Source organism: Gemmatimonadales bacterium (assembly GCA_036265815.1).
GTDB lineage: Bacteria > Gemmatimonadota > Gemmatimonadetes > Gemmatimonadales > GWC2-71-9 > CAVVWJ01.
In genome coordinates, this window is the sequence record DATAOI010000036.1 from 82,882 (window position 1) to 101,542 (window position 18,661).

Annotated in this window: 18 protein-coding genes; 10 read left to right on the plus strand and 8 right to left on the minus strand. The window is 68.6% G+C overall.

All coding sequences use genetic code 11. The annotated features are described in order from the left end of the window. Positions 1-18 precede the first annotated feature (18 nt). Entirely contained in the window at positions 19-672 is a 654-nt protein-coding gene (locus tag VHR41_07690) for an NAD(P)-binding domain-containing protein (GenBank protein ID HEX3234065.1), read from the plus strand. A 14-nt stretch (positions 673-686) separates the two neighbouring features. On the opposite strand, the gene VHR41_07695 is transcribed toward VHR41_07690, so the two are convergent. Continuing rightward, positions 687-1,523 (minus strand): alpha/beta fold hydrolase, encoded by an 837-nt coding sequence (locus VHR41_07695; GenBank protein HEX3234066.1) that lies wholly within the window; start codon positions 1,521-1,523, stop codon positions 687-689. A 75-nt stretch (positions 1,524-1,598) separates the two neighbouring features. On the opposite strand from VHR41_07695, the gene VHR41_07700 reads away from it, so the two are divergent. Further along, a complete protein-coding gene (locus VHR41_07700; protein HEX3234067.1) occupies positions 1,599-2,576 on the plus strand; it encodes a ParB N-terminal domain-containing protein in 978 nt (325 codons plus the stop codon). On the opposite strand, the gene VHR41_07705 is transcribed toward VHR41_07700, so the two are convergent. Continuing rightward, on the minus strand, positions 2,573-3,142 hold the full coding sequence (locus tag VHR41_07705; protein ID HEX3234068.1) for a hypothetical protein: 570 nt from the start codon (positions 3,140-3,142) through the stop codon (positions 2,573-2,575). The genes VHR41_07700 and VHR41_07705 overlap by 4 nt on opposite strands. 130 nt (positions 3,143-3,272) lie before the next feature. Here VHR41_07705 and VHR41_07710 point away from each other — a divergent pair, with 130 nt between their 5' ends. Further along, positions 3,273-4,322 (plus strand): hypothetical protein, encoded by a 1,050-nt coding sequence (locus VHR41_07710; GenBank protein HEX3234069.1) that lies wholly within the window; start codon positions 3,273-3,275, stop codon positions 4,320-4,322. Here VHR41_07710 and VHR41_07715 read toward each other — a convergent pair whose 3' ends face one another. Beyond that, the gene (locus VHR41_07715) at positions 4,323-5,270 is read right to left on the minus strand and encodes a phosphodiester glycosidase family protein (GenBank protein HEX3234070.1); all 948 of its coding nucleotides are present in this window, start codon (positions 5,268-5,270) and stop codon (positions 4,323-4,325) included. Beyond that, the gene (locus VHR41_07720; protein HEX3234071.1) at positions 5,267-6,304 is read right to left on the minus strand and encodes a hypothetical protein; all 1,038 of its coding nucleotides are present in this window, start codon (positions 6,302-6,304) and stop codon (positions 5,267-5,269) included. The genes VHR41_07715 and VHR41_07720 overlap by 4 nt, the downstream gene beginning before the upstream one ends. Positions 6,305-6,563: 259 nt before the next feature. On the opposite strand from VHR41_07720, the gene VHR41_07725 reads away from it, so the two are divergent. From VHR41_07725 to VHR41_07740, 4 genes are read left to right on the plus strand one after another with little or no spacing between them, the layout of a single operon-like run. Continuing rightward, the gene (locus VHR41_07725; GenBank protein HEX3234072.1) at positions 6,564-7,559 is read left to right on the plus strand and encodes a hypothetical protein; all 996 of its coding nucleotides are present in this window, start codon (positions 6,564-6,566) and stop codon (positions 7,557-7,559) included. Between the two features lie 7 nt (positions 7,560-7,566). Then, the gene (locus VHR41_07730; GenBank protein ID HEX3234073.1) at positions 7,567-8,379 is read left to right on the plus strand and encodes a dienelactone hydrolase family protein; all 813 of its coding nucleotides are present in this window, start codon (positions 7,567-7,569) and stop codon (positions 8,377-8,379) included. Further along, positions 8,376-9,950, plus strand: coding sequence for a hypothetical protein (locus VHR41_07735; GenBank protein HEX3234074.1), 1,575 nt, complete (start codon positions 8,376-8,378; stop codon positions 9,948-9,950). Before VHR41_07730 ends, VHR41_07735 begins: the two co-directional genes overlap by 4 nt. Before the next feature lie 30 nt (positions 9,951-9,980). Then, positions 9,981-10,754, plus strand: coding sequence for a hypothetical protein (locus VHR41_07740; GenBank protein HEX3234075.1), 774 nt, complete (start codon positions 9,981-9,983; stop codon positions 10,752-10,754). On the opposite strand, the gene VHR41_07745 is transcribed toward VHR41_07740, so the two are convergent. Then, positions 10,732-11,349, minus strand: a complete 618-nt coding sequence (locus tag VHR41_07745) for a TetR/AcrR family transcriptional regulator (protein HEX3234076.1) — start codon at positions 11,347-11,349, stop codon at positions 10,732-10,734. The genes VHR41_07740 and VHR41_07745 overlap by 23 nt on opposite strands. A 119-nt stretch (positions 11,350-11,468) precedes the next feature. Between VHR41_07745 and VHR41_07750 the strand changes: the two genes are divergently transcribed. Together VHR41_07750 and VHR41_07755 are read left to right on the plus strand one after the other, a co-directional pair. Beyond that, positions 11,469-12,611 carry a saccharopine dehydrogenase C-terminal domain-containing protein gene (locus VHR41_07750; protein ID HEX3234077.1) on the plus strand — a complete coding sequence of 381 codons (1,143 nt, stop codon included), beginning with the start codon at positions 11,469-11,471 and terminating at the stop codon, positions 12,609-12,611. Between the two features lie 25 nt (positions 12,612-12,636). Next, positions 12,637-13,170 (plus strand): thioredoxin family protein, encoded by a 534-nt coding sequence (locus VHR41_07755; GenBank protein ID HEX3234078.1) that lies wholly within the window; start codon positions 12,637-12,639, stop codon positions 13,168-13,170. Here the strand turns inward: VHR41_07755 and VHR41_07760 are convergent, their stop codons facing one another. After that, positions 13,171-14,442 carry a BamA/TamA family outer membrane protein gene (locus VHR41_07760; GenBank protein ID HEX3234079.1) on the minus strand — a complete coding sequence of 424 codons (1,272 nt, stop codon included), beginning with the start codon at positions 14,440-14,442 and terminating at the stop codon, positions 13,171-13,173. 1,054 nt (positions 14,443-15,496) lie between these two features. On the opposite strand from VHR41_07760, the gene VHR41_07765 reads away from it, so the two are divergent. Then, positions 15,497-16,117: an outer membrane beta-barrel protein gene (locus VHR41_07765; protein ID HEX3234080.1), complete on the plus strand. Its 621-nt coding sequence runs from the start codon at positions 15,497-15,499 to the stop codon at positions 16,115-16,117. A gap of 53 nt (positions 16,118-16,170) precedes the next feature. On the opposite strand, the gene VHR41_07770 is transcribed toward VHR41_07765, so the two are convergent. Both VHR41_07770 and VHR41_07775 read right to left on the minus strand, forming a co-directional pair. Further along, positions 16,171-16,521: a hypothetical protein gene (locus VHR41_07770; protein HEX3234081.1), complete on the minus strand. Its 351-nt coding sequence runs from the start codon at positions 16,519-16,521 to the stop codon at positions 16,171-16,173. Between the two features lie 186 nt (positions 16,522-16,707). Next, a partial coding sequence (locus VHR41_07775) for a hypothetical protein (GenBank protein ID HEX3234082.1) occupies positions 16,708-18,661 on the minus strand: 1,954 nt, incomplete at its 5' end.

Consider the following 18,661-nt stretch of genomic DNA (forward strand, 5'->3'; position numbering starts at 1 on the left):
CACCATCCAGGAGGAGACATGAGAATCGGCATCATCGGCGTGGGCAACATCGGCGGCACCTTGGCGCGCCGGCTCACCCCGCTCGGGCACTCGGTGTCCATCGCCAACTCGCGCGGCCCCAACACCCTGGTTGAGCTGGCGAGAGAGACCGGGGCGAAGGCCGTCAGCGTCGAGCAGGCCGCTCGCTCCGGTGACGTGGTCATCGTGAGCATTCCCGAGAACCAGATCTCCCGTCTGCCGGCCGGCCTGTTCGACGGCGTGCCGGAGGACGTCGTCGTGGTCGACACCGGCAACTACTATCCGCAGCGCGACGGCCGGATCGAGGAGATCGAGAACGGCACCACCGAGAGCCGCTGGGTCTCCAATCAGCTCGGCCGTCCGGTGGTCAAGGTGTTCAACACCATCTATGCGCAGCACCTGCTGGAGCGCGGCAAGGCCACGGGCGCGCCGGGGCGTCTGGCGCTGCCGGTCGCGGGCGACGACCAGCGAGCCAAGAGCGTCATCATACGGCTGCTCGACGAGCTGGGATTCGACGGGGTGGACGCCGGGAGTCTGGACGAGTCCTGGCGGCAGCAGCCGGGCACCCCCGTGTATGGCCCGAACCTGGACGTGGCCGGCGCCCGCAAGGCGCTGGCGGAGGCGAAGCCGCTCCGTCCCGCGGCGGTGCACTAGCGGCGAGGCAGCGCTCAGGGGCGCAGGCGCGTATCGAGGAAGGTGAACACGTCCGGCTCCCAGGTGGCCACGCTTCGGTACACGAAATTGTGCCCTTCCCTGGCGGTTCGGCCGGAGGCAGGATAGATCCTCAAACGGTGAGCCTTTCCCAGCCGCTGCATCTCGGCGGCCAGAGCCTCCCCGGGTGAGACCGAGTAGTCGTTCGATGCGTGGATGAAGAAGACCGGCGCCAGGGTGCGCGCCGCGGCCGCCCGGAGCTTCGCGCGGAGCTCGGGGGAGAGTCCCCAGCTGTATGCGGCGCCGGCGAACACCACGGCCGCTCGAAGCGCCGTGTCGCGCGCCGCCAGCAGCAGCGTGAGCGACCCGCCGAACGAATGCCCGGCCACGGCGACGCGCCGAGCGTCCACCTCGGGGAGGGCCCGGAGGAAGGCTAGCCCGGCGGAGGCTTCGTCGAGCTCTTCGCCCTCCAGCAGCTGCAGCTGCACCCGGTTACGGGCGTTCAGCCCCCCTGCCGTGAAGGCGCTATCCATGAGGTCGCCGTCGGAGGTGCCCTGATCGGCGGAGAGCCCGATGCCGCGACGGCAGAGGAAGAGAAAGACATACCCGTGCCTGGCGAAGACCGGTCCGAGCGCCGCCGGCTCTTCGGGATTCAGCGCGTCCCGACTCCCGGAGCTTCCGTGGCTGAAGAGCACCGCCGGGAATGGGCCGCGACCCGGGGGGCGCCAGAGCAATGCGTGCAGAGTGAGCGGCCCCGTCTGCACCGCCACCGTATCGGGTCCGCCGGACTGCTGCGCGGCGGCCGGCGTGGATGCCAGGGTCAATGCCAGCAGGAATACCCGGATCTCCGTCACGCCTTCCCAGACCCTCCAAACGGCGTTTACATATCTGCGACCGGGCGCACGACACGCCCGACCCCGAGGTCTGCCGTGGCCGAGCCCAAGATCGCCAAGAAGGCACCCCGCCGGAAGAAGCGCCCCTCCGGTGCACCCCGCTCCCGTGGCCTCTCCCCCGACGCGCTTGGCTCCGGCTCCCCGCCCGCGGCGGTAGCCCGCCTGGTCCAGGCGATCGAATCCGACGGCGGGTCTGTGCTGGCCAGCTACCGCGATCCGCTCGGCGGCAACTGGCAGCTCTTCGCCGGGCTTCCCATCGATTTGGTGGAGCCCACGCCTTACCAGCGCGACCTCTCCGACGCCCACGTCGCCAAGCTCTGCTCCGCCATGGACCGGCTCGGCCGCTATATCGATCCCATGGTCGTGGTCCGGACCGATGACGGACACTACTGGACACCGAACGGGAACCATCGCCTGGCGGCGCTCCGCACGCTCGGTGCTCGCTCCGCGGTGGCGATCGTGGTGCCCGAGCCCGAGGTCGCCCGCCGGATCCTGCTGCTCAACACCGAGAAGGCCCATAACCTCCGCGAGCGGGCCCTCGAGGTGGCCCGGCTGGCGGAGAACCTCGCGCAGCTCGACGATCGCGCCGAGCGGGAGTTCGAGACCGAGTTCGAGGAGGCCGCGCTCCTGACACTGGGCTTCTGCTACCTGGAGAACGGGCGCTTCGCCGGCGGCGCCTACCATCCAGTCCTCCGCCGGATCGACACGTTCCTCGGCGCGGCGTTGCCCAAGGCACTGGAGATCCGCCGGGAGCGGGCGGCCAAGGTGCTCGAGCTGGAGGCGGCGGTGGCGGAGGCGGTGCAGGGGCTCAAGGCGCGCGGCTTCGAGAGTCCCTACCTGCGGGCATTCGTGGTGGCGCGGATCAATCCGATCCGGTTCAAGCGCGGCGCGAAGGTGGAGTTCGACGAGACCATCGACAAGATGACGGCCGCGGCGCGGCGGTTCGACGCGGGGAGGGTCAAGGCCGACCAGGTGGCGCGCGCCGCCGGCCCGCCGGAGGAGCCGGCCTCCTAGCCCGCGGACGAGTCATGGATGACGGTCTCCAGTTCGTCCGGGGTGCGTCGCCGGCATTCCCGTTTGAGGTCCTCGATGTCGGTGGCCAGAAACTCGCCGAAAAAGCCCTCGGTCGTGATCTCCAGGGCTGGCAGGTCCTTCTTGGCGGCGGTATTGGAGTAGAGCGCCACGATGGCGCGCTGGTCGAACTGATAGAACGAGTACGTGGGATAGCGGCCGAACAGCCAGATCTCGGTCGGCTTCCGGAAGTCCCGCGCCAGGCGGCCGAAGTAGCGGTAGGCGTCCACCACCAGCGTGGGGATCAGCGGCCCGTCATCGAAGTGCTTCTCCAGCGAGAACATCAGTTCGTGGTTCTCGAGGTCCGGGAGGAACACCTCCAGGGTGGTGCCCTCCCGGGCGAGAAAGGCCTTGATCGCCGCGTCGTGGTTCTCCCGCCAGCGGCGTGAATGGATGAAGTAGACCACCATCCGGGCGGACGCCGGGATGAGCTCCTCGAACCGGGGAACGAACCCGGTGAACGCCGCGACGCGAAGGATGCCGGACAACGGGGGAGGGGCGGAGGTCATCGAGCGAAGATGCCATCGGCAGGACGGCGGGGCAAGAAACCAGTGGGTTTCGGCACGCCTGTTACAGCCGAGGGGTATGGTGAGTCTTGCAGGAGAGACCGCGGCTCTGCTCCACCGACCGGGAGGCGTTATGCGACAAGGCTTTGTCTGGCTGTGGGGAGCGGCATTGCTGGTTGCTCAGGGCTGCGGCGATGGCTCGACCGGACCCACGGGCGACAGTGAAGGGAAGCGCCTGGCCAGCCAGTTCGAGCACCTCGCCGACTCGGTCGACGACGCGGGCTACTCCCCGACCGCCGATGCGCTCCGGCACGCGGCCGAGATCGTCCGGCTGACCGGCCACGCCACGCCGGTCACCCTGACCATCGACGGCGCCAGCCGGAGCTTCCTCGCGGTCACCGAGCAGCTCGACTTCCCCAACCTGCAATGCACCTGGCCGGGAGATAGCGGCATCGCGCCTCCTCCGGTCGACACCGTCGTGGTCGAGCCGCCCGAGGGTGGCGGCGGCGGCAGCCCGTCCGACACCATGCTGACGTCGGAGGACAGCGTGGTGACTCCCCCCGTTCCCGGTGGCCCTGGCGAGTGCACCCAGGTCGGCACCTATTCGATGCGGACGCTCATCGCCTGGGAACCCGAGCACATGGCCGAGGTGGTCCGCATCGTCGCCGACGTCGGCAGCAACGAGGTCGAGACCAAGGTTCCCGATGTGATGACTGGCCTCCCCACCAATCCCGCCGCGAACGACGCGGCAGCCGCCGACTCCACGACGACCCCCCCCGATACGGCTGGTGGTGGTGGCGGGAGCGGCGGCTACCCGGGTTTCATGGGGGAGTACCTGGTTCGCGAGCTGGGGAGCTGGTACGCGGTCGAGGGCAGCCAGACCAACGCGCTGGAGAATTCGGGTGGCGCCTGCACGGCAGATCGCGCGAGCTTCGATTGGGCAGAGTTCAGCTGCGAGGCGGCCCGGTTCCGCTTCGAGTTCACCATGCGGGCGGAGCCGCTGCGCTATCCGGATCAGCCCATAGCCGAAGGCGAGCCATCGCCGGGGCAAGTCGAGGGAAGCCACACGCTCGCGCTGGCGGCGGCCAGCGTGGACGGCGTGCGACTCTCGGTGGTGGCGTGGACGCCGCCGCCACCGGTGCCCGGGCCTCTCCCACCGGATTCCGTGGTCGCGGCGCGCTGATCAGCGAGTCCGTCCCACCAAACCGAGCGGCACGCTCCGGATCCCTGGCCAGACGCGCGCGGCTCCCATCGAGTCGCGCACCAGCAACTGCCCCGAGATGCCGCCGTCCAGCAGCACGGCCTGGCGGCAGCCGAGCGCACCCATGACGGCCGCCATTTCCGGCGTCGTCAGCCCGAAGGGAATTCTCCCCAGCATCCCTCCCAGCGCATCGAAACGGGTGAGTGCGATGACAACGCGCCCATCGGGGAGGGTGCCGAGTGCCAGCCGGCTGTCGCGATGCCTGAGGTCGACACCTCGGCCATCCTGCAGGAGCGGCAGCGGTATGGTCCCGGCATCCAGCAGCATCGGATAGCTCTGGAACGCCTCGCGCGCGGTACCCCGCAGCCGCTCCGCGCTGACGCTGTCGGGCGAGACGATCCGCACCCGGCCGTCCGGTTGCACCACGACCGCGCCGGCCAGGGGTGCGTACTGTGGTGGCAGCACCTCGCGCCCGCCGGTCACCACCCATCCCCAGGGCAGCGACGCGCGGAACTGACCCGCAGTCAGCGCGAAGGCGGCGTCGCTGCCTGCATCGCCGATGGTCCAGTCGCGGTCCCGGGTGAACGCGGGATCGAGCGCGAGCTCGACCAGCCCCGGGTCCACCCGTACCAGCACCAGGCGAGTCCGCCACGCTTCGCTCGCGCCGCGGAGCTGCAGCTCGCCCCATTCCACGCCGCCCTCGCCTGCCGACCACGAAACGAGGTGCGCCAACGGCCGTTCGCCCTCCCAGCGGGTGGGCGCGGCGTCACGACGCCACCAGGTCACCCATCCATTACGCCCAAGTACCGCGAGCGCATCGGCTGAGCGGGGCGCCTCGGCCCGGAAGGCGGACACGGCGATCTCGCTCGCAGCGAGGGCGGCAGCGGCGCCGAGCGCGACGGCGGTCCGACGAGAGATTGTCAGACTCACTTCTGACCCATGCTGCAGCCCGCCATCATGATCCGGTTCACCGAATCCGCGATCGCCATCATGAGCGCGTCGTTGCCGGCCTTCCGCGCGGCCTCACCCCGTTTTCCCAAGGCCTGGATTTCGGCTTCGTGCTTCTGGGCGTTCTGTACCATGCAGTCGTTCATCGCCGTCATGCCTGTGGGCACCGCCGGAGCCGGTGGTGCGGTGTCCGCGGCGGCCGCGGGAGCTGGCGCCGCCGCCGGTGCCGCCTTCCCCACCCGACCCTCGTGCGGATCACGGATCCCCATCAACGACTTGAGCTCGGGTCCCTTGGCGGTGACGGCGGCCTTCTCGGAAGGCGATGCATCTGGCGGGGGCGGGTCTCCGGCCAGGATCGCGATGATCCGATCATTGGTCTGCCCGTACTCGGTGGCCGTGAGGCCGGCGGTCTTGAGGATCTCCGCCTCGGCAGACCTGTCGACCTCGCGCTGCATGTCGTAATAGTTGTCCGGCCGCGCGGGCTGGTGCACGGTGCAGCTCGGGTCGATCATCGCCAGCATGGAGTCCTGATATATCGCCACCCTTAGCGTGTCCTGCTTCGTCTGCGCCGCGATCATCTTGTCCATCAGGGCGGTGTACTTCGCCGACGTCTTTTCGTTGGACGCCATCCGCTGAACGCCGGCCTGTGTCCCCGCCTCGCATTTGGCCTTTGCGGTCTCATAGGCGGCTTGGGCCCGAGTGTACCGGCCATAGGGTGTGTCTTCCTTGGTCGCCGCCAGACGCCTGGCCTGCCCCGCCTTGAGTCCAGCCACCAGGCGATCCACAGCCTCCGCGGTGAGAACCACGGTGCTGCCGTCGCTTCCGGTTGGCGCGCTGGGCGCCTCTGCCCCGGCGTCGCCAGCGGCCTTTTCAACCGCGGTGGTCGCCGTCTTCTCTTTCAGCTTCTTCTTGAGCCCGCCGAACTGGGCCGATGCCGGGGTGGCGAGGCAGAGGGCAACGATCGCGAGCGCCACGAGGCGCCCGGCGGCGAAACATCGCCTGTTCGCATTTGGCATTTTTCCCCTCCAGGAAGGATGCAAGCAGCGGCCCACTCGCAACAACGCGGTACGGCGGACGCGAACAGGTTTTCGGCAAGGATGAGCTGGGATGTGTGCCAGCTTGAATCTGCAGCCTGGATCTGGTGTCGGCCAGGGGAGGGCGGGCCAGGCAGGGGACCCGAGGGGAATCACCGGCGGTGAGCATGCTATCTTGCCAGTGATTCACTTGATGGAGCAGACGACGGCACCTTCGCCATCAGCCTCGAGGAACGTCAGTATGCGAGAGAGATACCTGTGGTCGGCCGCCCTGGCCCTCACCCTGACCAGCGCCGCGGCATGCACCCGCGATCGCCGCGAGACCGCGTCCGGGGCCGGCGGCACCCCGACGGACACGACCACTGCTGCCGCCCCCGCCCCCGCCCCCGCCACCTTCAAGAAGTCAGGCGAGATCGGTGGCCTCAAACACCCGGAATCGGCGCGCTACGACCAGGATCTCGACGTCTGGTTCGTCTCCAACATCAACGGAAACCCGATCGCCAAAGACAACAACGGCTTCATCAGCCGCCTCACGGCCGACGGCAAGGTCGACTCGCTCAAGTTCATCGCGGGCGGAGTCAAGGGCGTGACGCTCAACGGACCCAAGGGGATGGTGACCGTGGGTGATACTCTCTGGGTGGCCGACATCGATGCCGTGCGCGCCTTCAATACCCGGACCGGGGCCCCGGTGGCCACGGTCAAGTTCCCCGGGGCGAAGTTCCTCAACGACATCGCTGTGGGACCGGACGGCATCTACATCACCGACAGCGGGTTCGGCCCGGGCTCCGGGGGACAGTTCACCCACCCGGGCCCCGACCGCATCTACCACATCGGCGCCGGGCACAAGGCCGGCGTGGCGCTCCAGACGGACAGCCTCGCCGCCCCCAATGGCATCACCTGGATCGCGAGCCGAAGCCGCTTCGTCATCGTTCCCAACGACGGCAAGGAGATCCAGGAGTGGGCGCCGGGCGAGAAGGCGCCCAAGTCGATCGGCTCCGGCCCGGGTGAGCAGGACGGTGTCGAGTCGCTCTCTGACGGACGACTCCTGGTGACGAGCTGGGCCGATTCGAGCCTGTTCGTGCTGGATGGCGGTCGTGCGGAGCCGGTGGCCAAAGTGGACGGTGGCCCCGCCGACATCGGGATCGATACCAAGCGGAACCGGGTCGCGGTCCCGCTGCTCATGCAGGACAAGGTGGAGTTCTGGGACATTCCGGCGAGCAGCGCCGGCCAGCACTGAGGACCTTATGAGTCACCTACGCACACGGGTCCGCGGCGCCGCTTCCTACCTGCTCGTGGCTGTGCTCGGCGCCGCTCTCGGCGCGGCGGGCGCGGCGGTGGTGAGGTCCCGGGCCGCCCTGGATCCCGTCACCACCCACGGCGAGTGGGTCCACATCAAGAACGGCGCGGACTCGATCCGCGCGTATGTTGCCTATCCCGAGCGGAAGACCAAGGCACCGGCCATCATCGTCATCCACGAGATCTTCGGCCTCACCGACTGGGAGCCCACCGTGGCCGACCGGCTGGCCAAGGACGGCTATGTCGCGGTCCTGCCCGACCTGCTCTCGTCCAAGTACGGCAAATCGCCCGCCGACGCCGACTCCGGCCGGAAGCTGGTGAGCGAGCTGGAGCCGGACCGGATCACGAGCGACCTCGACGCGGTGTACGGCTACGTGAACGGGCTGCCGGCGGTATTCAAGGACCGGGTCGGCACCATCGGCTTCTGCTGGGGTGGTGGGCAGAGCTTCCGCTACGCGACCCACAATCCCAACCTCCGCGCGGCCGTCGTCTGCTACGGTCCCGCGCCGGACACCGGGTCCATCCGCCGCATCAAGGCCCCTATCCTCGGGGTCTACGGCGAGAACGACGAGCGCATCACCGGCAGCCTGCCGGAGGTCGCGGGTCAGATGCAGTCGGCGGGGAAGACCTTTACCTATGACGTCTACCCCGGCACCGGACACGGGTTCCTCAAGCCCGGCCGGCAAGGCTCGGACGGGCCGCAGGTGGAGCGGGCATGGACCCGTATCCTCCAGTTCTACCGCGCGCGGCTGGGCAAGTGAGCCTCGCCCGCACCGCCGCTGTCTGCTTGCTGTTGCTCTGGAGCCGGCCCGGCCGGCTCCTCGCGCAAGTGGATACGACGGCCCAAACACCGCTCCAGTACGACATCACGCTGGTCCCCAGCGACACCAGCGCCCACTTGCTCGGCGAGGTGCAGACCGCCTGGCGGCTCCGCACCGTGAATCCGGTCGAGCTCAGGCTGGACTCGACATTCCGGGTGATCCGCGTGCTGGTCGACGGCAAGCCCAACACCCGGCTCTCCCGCACCATGTACGCGCGCCAGGGCGGGGAAGTGGTGGTCCCGCACGAGAAGGCGCCGGGCGACACACTGAGCACCCGGGTCCGGTATCACGGCATCCCGCGAGGCGGATTCCGCGTCGGACCAAACCAGTATGGCGAGCGCACGCTGGCCGCTACGACCTCGAATGGAGCGGCTCGCCTATGGCTGCCGGTGCCCGGCGGCCCGCCAGCCAGAGTGGCGGTCTCCCTCAATGTCCAGGCCTCGGACAGCGAACGGGTCGCGGGCCCGGGCACGCTGGAGAGGATCGACACGCTCTCCTACGGGAGGAGCACCTGGCACTTCAGACTCGATGAGCCGGTGCCGCTCACCGGTATCGCGCTGGCGGCGGGTCGCTACGTGGTGACGTCGCTCGCCCGCGATGGTTGCCCCGGGAGATGTGTGCCGGTCACCGCATGGTCCTATCGGCAGGATGAGGAGTTTGCGGTGAAGGGGCCGTTCCGCCGGTCCGGCCAGATGGTGGACTACTTCGCGGGACTGGTGGGGACGTTTCCGTATCCCGGGCTGGCGCACGTGGAGTCCACGCTGCCCGGCGTGACGGCGGGCGCTTCGGTGGCGCTCTACGACGAGGCCGCCTATCGCCGCCGCGCGCTGGACGAAACCACCGTGGCCCGCGCCACCGCGGGGCAGTGGTTCGGCAACGCGGTGGCGCCGGGAGATTCGGCGGCCCAGGTGCTCTCGGACGGTCTGGCGGAATATCTGGCCGCTCTCTGGCTGGGCCACGCCGATGGCGACTCGGCGTTCCGCGCGCGGATGCGGACCCTCGCGGACAGCGCTCGGCGCGCGGGACCGGACGGGGCTTCGGCTGGGTCCTCCAGCCGTGTCGAGGCTGCCCGAGGCGCTTGGATCGTGCACCAGCTCAGGGGATTGGTCGGCGATTCGGCGTTCTTCGGCGGGCTCGCGCAATACTACCGTGCTTATCGGGACAGCACGGTGGGCGCGTCGGAGCTCGAGCGGATCATGTCGGCCGCGGCGGGGAAGGACCTCGGCTGGTACTTCCAGCAGGCGCTCACCCGGCCGGGGTACCCGATCGTGGAGGTGCGCTGGCGGCAGCAAGGGCGCACACTGGCGCTCGAGCTGAGACAGACTCAACCGCGGGCGTGGGGAGCGTTTCGGGTTCCCGGGTTGGGAGTGAGGGTGGATGGGAGGGTGGTGACCGTGGACCTGACCGGGCCGGTGACGCGGACCGAGCTGAAGGACGTACGTGGGAAGGTGAAGCGGGTGGAGGTGGACGAGGTGGGATGGTGGCTGGTGGAGGAAAAGGTCGGGAGATGAGCCGGCGGGGATGACAGGGGCGCAGTCGGGATGATATTCGTCAGGATACTGAGCGGCATCACGCTCGGCGCGCTGCTCGCCTGCGAGGGGACGCTGCCGCCGCTTCGGGGGCAGCTGGAAGTCGGACGCGATGCGTATGCGGTGTTCGTGGCGGGGAAGGGAATCGCCGGCGGCGATCTCTACGCGGTCCGGACCGAGGGTGGGAGCGCGATACCGCTCACCTTCACCACCGTAGGCGAGATGCGCCCCGCGCTCTCGCCCGACGGTGGCGCGGTGGCGTTCGTCCGGGGCCAGTCGCTGCGCGATTCGACGCCCGGAACCGTCTGGGTGATGAACCTGCTGACCGGTGCGGACCGCGAGCTCGCGCTGCCCAAGGGGGCGGGTCTGCCTACTCGGGTGGGCTGGTCACACGACGGACGGTCGATCGTGGTGGCTGCCGCCGCGGGGCTCTACCGGTTCGACGCGCCGCCGGCCGCCCCCGATCCGCGTCTCATCCCGCCGGCGGAGCGCGCCGCCGCCGAATCGAGCCTCGCCGTCCTCCTGGGGGAGCCGGTCTTCACCCGCGTGGTGCCCTGCCAGGAGCCGGGCGCGCTCTGCGTGGCGGGCGACACCGGCGCGCCCGGACTCCTCGCCCGGGGCGCGCGCGACGCGACCCGCTGGGGCCCCGACTCAGTGGCGTTCGTGACCGGCGGCGAGATCGAGATCCGCCCGCTCGGCCCCGGTCGAGCCCGGAGACTTCAGGTGAGCGGCGCGCCCGGACCGCTGCGGCAGATCACTGCCTTCACCGGGCGGCCGGCGCCGTAGCGTCCCGGGCGGTGATCGCGTCCCACGCGGCGTCGAGCGTCATTGCCACGGAGGGGCTGTCGGGCGACCAGAGCCCCGAGCTCACCCGCTCGGCCGCGAACGCCACCAAGGCGAGCCACACATCGGTCCACAGCTCGGCCGGCCCGGGCCGCACCAGTCCCTCGGACTTTCCCCCCGCTACCACCTGCCGCAGGACGTCCTGAAACTGACGCTCCGCCTCCCGGCTGCCCTGGTCCAGGTGCTGCTCGTCCCGGCGTCGGAGCAGCATCCGGGTGAGGGCCGGGTCGTGCGCGGCGGCGTCCAGCAGCCGGCGGGCGATCTGCTGTAGCCGTTCGGGCGCCGCCGGCCGCCCGCCCTCGTCCTCCCGCACCAGGGAGATGCCCCAATGCTGGGCGTTCCGGAACACCTCGTTGAGCAGGTGCTCCTTGCCGCTGAAATGTCGGTAGATGGTGCCTTCGGCGACGCCGGCGCGGGCCGCGATGGCAGGAGTGGTGGTGGCCCGGAAGCCGACCGTGGTGTAGAGCTCGAGCGCCGCGCGCAGCAGTCGCTGGCGGGTCGCTTCGCCGTCGCGGCGAGCAGTCGTTGGAGGAGTCATGACTCGAATACAAGAAGAGGGACCGCCGCAACATCTTGCGGATGCACGGCTTGAAGCAACCCGGCCGACCCGGCTATGTTCCGGGGCTTTTTACCGGTCACTTTGCCTCGGGGTCGTCGATGAAAATGCTGGTCCTGGGTGCTGGGCTTCAGGGGTGCGCATGCGCGTACGATCTCCTGCAGAATCCCGCGGTGAGCCAGGTCACCCTGGCCGACCTGCGTCTCGAAAACCTGCCCGGCTTCCTGGCGGGCGATTGGGGCGGCCGGCTCCGCACCGTTCGTCTCGACGTGACCGATCCGGTAGCCGTAAGCGAGACCCTTCGCGGTCAGGTCGCCGTGATGAGCGCCATCCCATATTACTATAACGCTTCAATGGCCAAAGCAGCGGTGGAGGCCGGGTGTCACTTCTCCGATCTTGGCGGCAACACCGAGATCGTATTCGAGCAACGGAAGCTGCACCCCGAGGCGTTGGCCAAGGGGATCTCGGTGATTCCCGACTGCGGCCTCGCCCCCGGCATGGTGAACATCCTGGCGGCCGAAGGCATCCGGCGGCTGGAGCGGGCGGAGCAGGTCAAGGTCTACGTGGGCGGCCTGCCGCAGGAGCCGGAGCCGCCGCTCAACTATCAGATCGTCTATTCGCTGGAGGGCGCGCTCGACTACTACACCACTCCCTCCTGGGTGCTCCGGGCCGGGAAGCCGATCCAGGTCGATGCCCTGAGCGAGCTCGAGGTGGTCGAGTTCCCCACTCCCGTCGGTACGCTGGAGGCGTTCCACACTGGCGGGGGCATCAGCACGCTTCCCTTCGCCTACCAGGGGAAGATCGACGTCATGGAGTACAAGACGCTGCGCTACCCCGGCCACGTCGCCATCATGCGCCCCATCCGCGAGCTTGGCCTGCTGGACAGCACGCCGCTCGAGGTGAAGGGCAAGACGGTGGTGCCGCGGGACGTCTTCATCGCGTCGGTGCAGCCCAAGCTGCACAAGCCACGGGGGCGCGACCTGGTGGCCCTTCAGGTCCAGGTGACCGGCCAGAAGGAGGGGCGGGCCCGCCGGGTCAGCTTCCGGCTGATCGACTACTACGACGCGGAGCACGGCATCAGTGCGATGATGCGGACCACCGGGTATTCCCTCTCGATCACGGGACAGATGCAGGCCGACGGAAGGATCGCCCTCAAGGGGGTCCACACTCCCGACGAGTCGGTGCCGTTCGCCGAGTACGTGGCGGAGCTGGCCCGGCGCGGCATCGAGATCCAGGAACTTTGATCCCGTCGAGTGGGTTCCGCGCGGTATGATCGACTTCACGACTCTGTGGGACAACGGGTACACCTTCGAAGGCTTCCTCGCGGTGAGCACCAAGCACCGGGGGCTCTGGGAAGGGATATACCGTGTCGCCCACATTCCCGACTGGGCCCCGGCGGCGGTTCCCGCCGGCGTTCACCGCAAGCTGCTGGTCATCGCCGAAGACTGGTGCGGCGACGCCTCGAACACCGTTCCGATTCTTGCCAAGCTGGTCGACATCACCCCGGGGCTGGAGCTGCGGATCGTCCGCCGGGATGAGCACCCCGACCTGATGGACCAGTACCTCACCAATGGCGCGCGCTCGATTCCCATCGTGATCGCGCTGGACGCCGAGTTGCGGGAGATCGGCCACTGGGGCCCGCGGCCCGCGGTGCTGCAGTCGTGGGTGATGGCCAACCGTCTCACCACGCCCAAAACCGAGCTCTACCCGCTGGTGCGGAAATGGTATGCCCGCGACCACGGCGAGGCCACCCTACGCGAAGTGCTGGAGACGGCGGGATTGCCGGTGTCGAAAGTGGCCTGATCAGAAGGCCCAGCCGTTCCCTACCGAGAAGTTGAACCCGTCGGGTCCGCCCGCAAAGTTGAAGGTAAAGATGGTCGATCGGAGGATCCGGAGCGCGAAGCCTCCTCCGCCGCCGACCTTCATGTGCTCGGTCGTGAGACTGAACGACTCCTGCTCGAACACCCGTCCCGCATCCACGAACCCCAGCAGCGTCACGGCGCCCAGGTCGCCGAACGGCAGGAGGTCGTGTCGGACCTCGAGATTCGCGAACAAGGTGCCCTTGCCGCTCAGCCGTCCGGTGTCGAGCGACCGGTGGGAGTACTCCCCGCCCAGCACCGGGATCGGGTTCTCCCAGCCGGGGAGGGTGAAACGCGCGTTGAGGGTGGGATGGCCCCCCATGCCCGACCCCGCCAGCCGGAGTGCGACCACGGTTCCCTCCCGGACCTGGAGATAGCCGCGCAGGATGGCGTATTGGCGGGTGTAACCGTCGTTCCCGGTGCCAGCCTGCGTGCCCGCTTCGAGCAGCAGTCCCTGGTGGGTGTTGTACTCGTTGTCACGGGTGTCGTAGATCAGGGCGAGGCGGCTGGCCAGGTCATTCTGCTCCAGCTCCTGCGAGGGGACCTCCAGGGCAAAGGCGGATGGCCCGGGCAGCGAGGTGAACCGCACCTGCTCGGCGTTGGCCTGGAGCGCTACCTGGAGCGGTCCGCGAATCCGGCGGGTCACCTCCACGACGCCGCGGTACCGGGTGCGGCGCATCCGGTAGAAGAACGGCTGGGCATCGTTCACCGCGGCCTTGTCGTAGACGGTTTCGTTGCCCAGGCCGAAGAAGCCGTAGCGGACCAGCCGGTCGGCGCCGGCCAGGGCGAACAGCCGCCACCCATCCCACAGCAAAGGCGCCCGGAACTGGGCCGTCACGCCGCGACTCCCTCGGGTCGTGATCCCGGCGTCGAAACTCAAGGCTGCCGTCGTCGTCACCCGGGCCTCGTAGTCGGCCGGCTGCCAGTAGCGAACCCGACCCACCAGCGCCGGCCCGTCGTTGGCGGCGCCGGTGAGATAGGGGAAGTAACTCGTCCGCCAGGGGGCGCCGGGCTCTTTTTCGCCGGCCGCCGGCGCGGCAGTGTCAGGCTTGGCGGGAACCGCGGTGGCAGTATCTGCCGTGATAGTATCCGCGGTAGCACTGTCCACTGCGGTGGTGTCCGCCGTGGTGGTGTCCGCTGTGGTGCTGTCGGTGACCTGCGCTGCGGCCCCAGGTGCCGAGACCAGCAACAGGAGCAGGAAGCGAAGGGCCCGCATCAGGTGAGCTTCTCCACGGGGGAAGCGCGAGAAGTGCGGCGGGACGGGCGATCCTGCATCTGGCGCCTCCGCTCCGAGGGAGATTCCGGCAGAGATGCTGAAAGGCTGCCGGGATTTAGGGCGACCTGCGTCGGATGTCAACCGCGAACGGACTGCCCAGGCGTGTGATGCACCGCACAGCGGCGGCCCCTGTCCCGCCTATCTTGCGCAGATAGTGTGAGTATGGTGGGACGGCACTGCGAGACGTCCGAACCAAGCCCTGAGTCCCCTGCTCTGCGGCCGGATGCGCCGTTCAGCCCTCTACCCCCACTGTTGATCCCCTCAGACACCCTTCTTCATATATCTCGCGGGAACGGGCGGCAACGCCCGTTCCACCCACCTTTTTGTGCCGATCGTGTGAGCCGGCCCACGGTATGCCCGTTGCCCCATCGGGATTTTGAGTCGAGCTCGGCAGTTGAGTCAGAGCCTCGAACCTCAGCAGGAGACGGATCATGCCGCGCGGCGACAAGTCGGCCTATACCGACAAACAGAAACGGGAAGCCGAACACATCGAAGAAGGGTACGAGAGCCGGGGCGTTCCCCGGAGGGAAGCGGCACGCCGCGCCTGGGCCACGGTAAACAAGGAGACGGGTGGCGGGAAGAAGAGTGGCTCGGGGCGCGGAAAGCCGGTCAAAAAGGGTCCAGCCAGGAAGGGCGGCCGCCTGGGTGGCCGGGCATCGGCCTCTCGGCCGAAGTCAGCTCGCTCGGCGTCGGCCCGGAAGGCCGCGGCCACACGGAAGCGGCGGAAAACCGGCCGAAGCCGTTCGAGCCGCTGATCCCTGCCGGCCAGCTATCGGGTGTGATCGGGCTCACCCCGAGGGTCGTTTTTCGCCCATCGGTCACTCTGTCCGGGAAAGCCTGCGCGGCTTACGGAGGTGAACCCCATCACGTCCTGACCCCTCATGCGCTTCACAGCCACCACCCACTGGCCGGTCCTATGGTGAGGGGCCGGGTGAGCGCCCGGTCCCGACACTGGGCGTGTGCCCGACCGGGTTCCGACAGCACTGGAGCGCGTATGTCGATTCTGCAGCTCTCACGCAAGGCGTCGGTCTTCGCGGCCGTCGCCATTCTGGCCGCCATGTTTCAGAAGCCGGCGGCCGCCCAGAGCGGCGTGAACCTCGTCCCCTGGGCAGGAGTCTACGTTCCGACCCGAAACTCCATCTCTCGACTGGGTGCCGACATCTTCCAGCGCGACGTCAGCGTCATCGGCGGTGCGCGTCTGACCTTCTGGGGTACGAGTGCCCTGGGGTTCGAGGCCACGGGTGGATACGCCCCGGCCAAGTTCTCCGGCGAGACCATCAACGAAGGCAACAGCAACCTGCTGGTCGCCAACGCCCGGCTCCTCCTGGCGTTGAGCCCGGTGACCAATCGGGTCGGCTTCTACATCGGTGCGGGTCCGGCCCTGCTCACCCGTGGGCGCAACACCTTCGACGACGACAAGAGCCACACCGATTTCGGCGGAACCGCCGGTGTGGGGTTTCGCTTCGCGCTGGGTGAGAGTGGGAATTCAGCAGTGCGGCTGGACTTCGAGGATTACCTCTACAACGGTGACTTCGGAGGTGGCGACAAGTTCCAGAACGATCTCGTCGGGTCGCTGGGACTCTCGATCGGGCTCGGTGGCTCAGCCAAACAGTAGCGGAGTCTGAGGGGTGCCTGGGCGTCCAAGTGGAGGCCCAGGCAAACCCCGGCTCAGAGCTTGAGATTCACATCGATGTCGATCATGACCGCCGGCGGCACGTCTTCGAAGACGACCCGCCGGTCCACCGTCCGGATGACCATCTTCTCCAGCGGGCCCTTCCCCTTGCCCCGGCCGTGATTGCCGGCCCGGTAGTAGACCACCTGGGTGGCGCCGACCCGCTCGATGCGGACGACGTTGAAGCCCTGGCGGACCAGCACGGTACGGGTGACGTTCACCGCACGGTCGGAGGTGACGGCGTAGTGCTTGTCTTTCCCTTTCCCCTGCGCGTTTGCAGGCGCAGCGGAGAGGACCAGGGCGCCGAGCACGAGTGCCAGGCCGGCGGCGAAGCGGCGGGGATGCATGGATCCTCCTCGGAATCGGTGGCGGGGCGATCGGCCGGGGAGGGGCAAGAAGCGTGCGGAATTCGCCTGCGGCGGGTTACTGCGCCTGGGGTCGTGTGTTAGGACTCAGGGCCGGTGGCGGACTGCCAGGACTTGCAGGAGAGACGGATGGAGAATGCGAGAGGCCGTGGTTCACGTTCCCTTCGTTCACTTCCGCTCCACTTCGGCCACCCACACGTCCGCCTTCCGGTCGACCAGGGGGAAGTAGAACCGTCCCTTCGACACGGAGAGACCGAACCGATGGAGTTGCTGATCCGGAGCGTTGGCATACACCAGTGTCCTCGGCGCCCCGCCGGAGAGGGGAATCGCCCGGATCATGAAGCGCTGGAGGGAATCGTTGTCGCCCCAGTAGATGGTGCGGCTGTCATCGGACCAGGCGGTCCAGTTTCCACCGGAGGCTAGTGCCACGAGGCGCTGCCGGCCGCTCGCGAGCTCCAGCACCCGAATCCCGGAATCACTGGCGAAGGAGATCGATCGCCCGTCCGGTGACCACGCCGATATGGCCACGGGCCCGTGGAACGGAAGAGGCTGTGGGGTACCCCAACTGCCGTCTGGCTTGCGCCGAACTGTCCAGAGCGAAGAGTCGCGATTGAGCTGTTCGTCGAACACCAGCGCCCGTCCGTCCGGCGACCATTGGGGATTCCAGTCGTGCTCCCGGCTCGTGGTCACCTGTACCGCCGGGCCGCCGGAGGAGGGAATCACGAAGATGTCCCGATTGCCGGTGAGGAACGAGTGAAAGGCCACTTCGTTGCCATCCGGTGAGGCCGAAGGGCTGAACTTCGCGCCGGCATCATGGGTGAGTTGCTCCGGTGGGCCCGCCGCCGCGCCGCCGGCCAGCGGCAGCCGCCAGATGTCGGCGTTGCCCTTGAGATCGGACTCGTAATAGAGCCACTTGCCGTCGGCTGATGCCGACGCGGTCTCGATGTCCTGACCGCCGAACGTGAGCTGGGTCGCTTGCGACACCGGCACGGAGTCACGAAGCGGAATCGGCAGACTCCACACGTTGGACGTCTCGCCGTATACGGACCAGGCCAGCCGCTTCCCGTCCGCCGACACGGAGATCCGATCCGGATTGAGGCCTGTGGTGATCCGGCTCGGTGCTCCGCTCGGCTTCCCCGAGCCGCTGAGCGTCAGCTGGTACACGTCCCTCCCGCCATCCTTGTCCGAGATGAAGAGCAGTGCACTGCGCCCGGGCAGCCAGACGGGGCTGGTGTTGAGCGCGGCCGAATCCGTCACCAGAATCGGGGTCCCCCCGCTCGCGGAAACCACCGCGATGGCGCTCGGACCCAGGTTTCCGTTGATCTCGAATTGCGAGTTGCCTTGAACGAAGGCGATCCAGCGGCCGTCGGACGACCACGCGGGCGAGTGCACGGCTCGACCGTGCGCGATGACGGTTTGGGGTGAGGCATCAACATCCTGGACGAAGATGGTGTCGCCCCGGGTGTAGACGACCCGGCGCCCATCCGGCGCCCACGAGCCCCAGAGCAGGGTAGGCAGACTGGTGCTGGTACTGAAGCTCGGCCCGGAAACGACCGGCCGTGCCTGTCCTCCCAGCGTCGGAACCACGTACAGGCTCTGCTGTGCGAGGAAGAGCAGGCGGCTTCCGTCCGGCGAGATGGCGCCGCAACACTGCGAGTTGGGAAGCTGGGTCGGAATCGCAAGTGGAACGCCTCCGTCCACCTGCTGGACGTAGAGGTGCCGGGTTCCTCGATCGCTCCGAGTGAACACGATCGTCTTGCCATCCGGCGAGAGCGACGGCCACCGCTCCGTCTCGGGGCCGACCGCCACCGCGATCCGTTTTCCTACTGCCATGACCGGCTCGGCGCGCCGCGTCAGGGTCAGCGCCAGCGCACCGCCCGCCACCAGCGCGCCACCGGCTGCCCAGCCGAGCCAGCGCGGGATCCCTCGCGACGCCGCGACGACGGGACTGGCAGCCGTGAGCGGCCGGGTCGTGGTCGGCGTCATCCCGCCGCTGGGAGTGGCGAGCGGCTCGAGCTGGGTGACCAGGTCGCTGGTGCTCTGCCACCGATCGGCCGGATGCTTCTCCAGGCAGCGCAGCACGATGGTCTCCACCGCCGGCGCCACATTGCCCCGGTAGGTC

Bases quoted from the DNA above. Each gene is read 5' to 3' on its own strand.
- VHR41_07690 (HEX3234065.1), top strand. From the start codon at position 19: ATGAGAATCGGCATCATCGGCGTGGGCAACATCGGCGGCACCTTGGCG.
- VHR41_07725 (HEX3234072.1), top strand. From the start codon at position 6,564: ATGCGAGAGAGATACCTGTGGTCGGCCGCCCTGGCCCTCACCCTGACC.
- VHR41_07760 (HEX3234079.1), bottom strand. From the start codon at position 14,442: ATGCGGGCCCTTCGCTTCCTGCTCCTGTTGCTGGTCTCGGCACCTGGG.
- VHR41_07755 (HEX3234078.1), top strand. From the start codon at position 12,637: ATGATCGACTTCACGACTCTGTGGGACAACGGGTACACCTTCGAAGGC.
- VHR41_07705 (HEX3234068.1), bottom strand. From the start codon at position 3,142: ATGACCTCCGCCCCTCCCCCGTTGTCCGGCATCCTTCGCGTCGCGGCG.
- VHR41_07710 (HEX3234069.1), top strand. From the start codon at position 3,273: ATGCGACAAGGCTTTGTCTGGCTGTGGGGAGCGGCATTGCTGGTTGCT.
- VHR41_07770 (HEX3234081.1), bottom strand. From the start codon at position 16,521: ATGCATCCCCGCCGCTTCGCCGCCGGCCTGGCACTCGTGCTCGGCGCC.
- VHR41_07750 (HEX3234077.1), top strand. From the start codon at position 11,469: ATGAAAATGCTGGTCCTGGGTGCTGGGCTTCAGGGGTGCGCATGCGCG.
- VHR41_07720 (HEX3234071.1), bottom strand. From the start codon at position 6,304: ATGCCAAATGCGAACAGGCGATGTTTCGCCGCCGGGCGCCTCGTGGCG.
- VHR41_07745 (HEX3234076.1), bottom strand. From the start codon at position 11,349: ATGACTCCTCCAACGACTGCTCGCCGCGACGGCGAAGCGACCCGCCAG.
- VHR41_07765 (HEX3234080.1), top strand. From the start codon at position 15,497: ATGTCGATTCTGCAGCTCTCACGCAAGGCGTCGGTCTTCGCGGCCGTC.
- VHR41_07740 (HEX3234075.1), top strand. From the start codon at position 9,981: ATGATATTCGTCAGGATACTGAGCGGCATCACGCTCGGCGCGCTGCTC.
- VHR41_07730 (HEX3234073.1), top strand. From the start codon at position 7,567: ATGAGTCACCTACGCACACGGGTCCGCGGCGCCGCTTCCTACCTGCTC.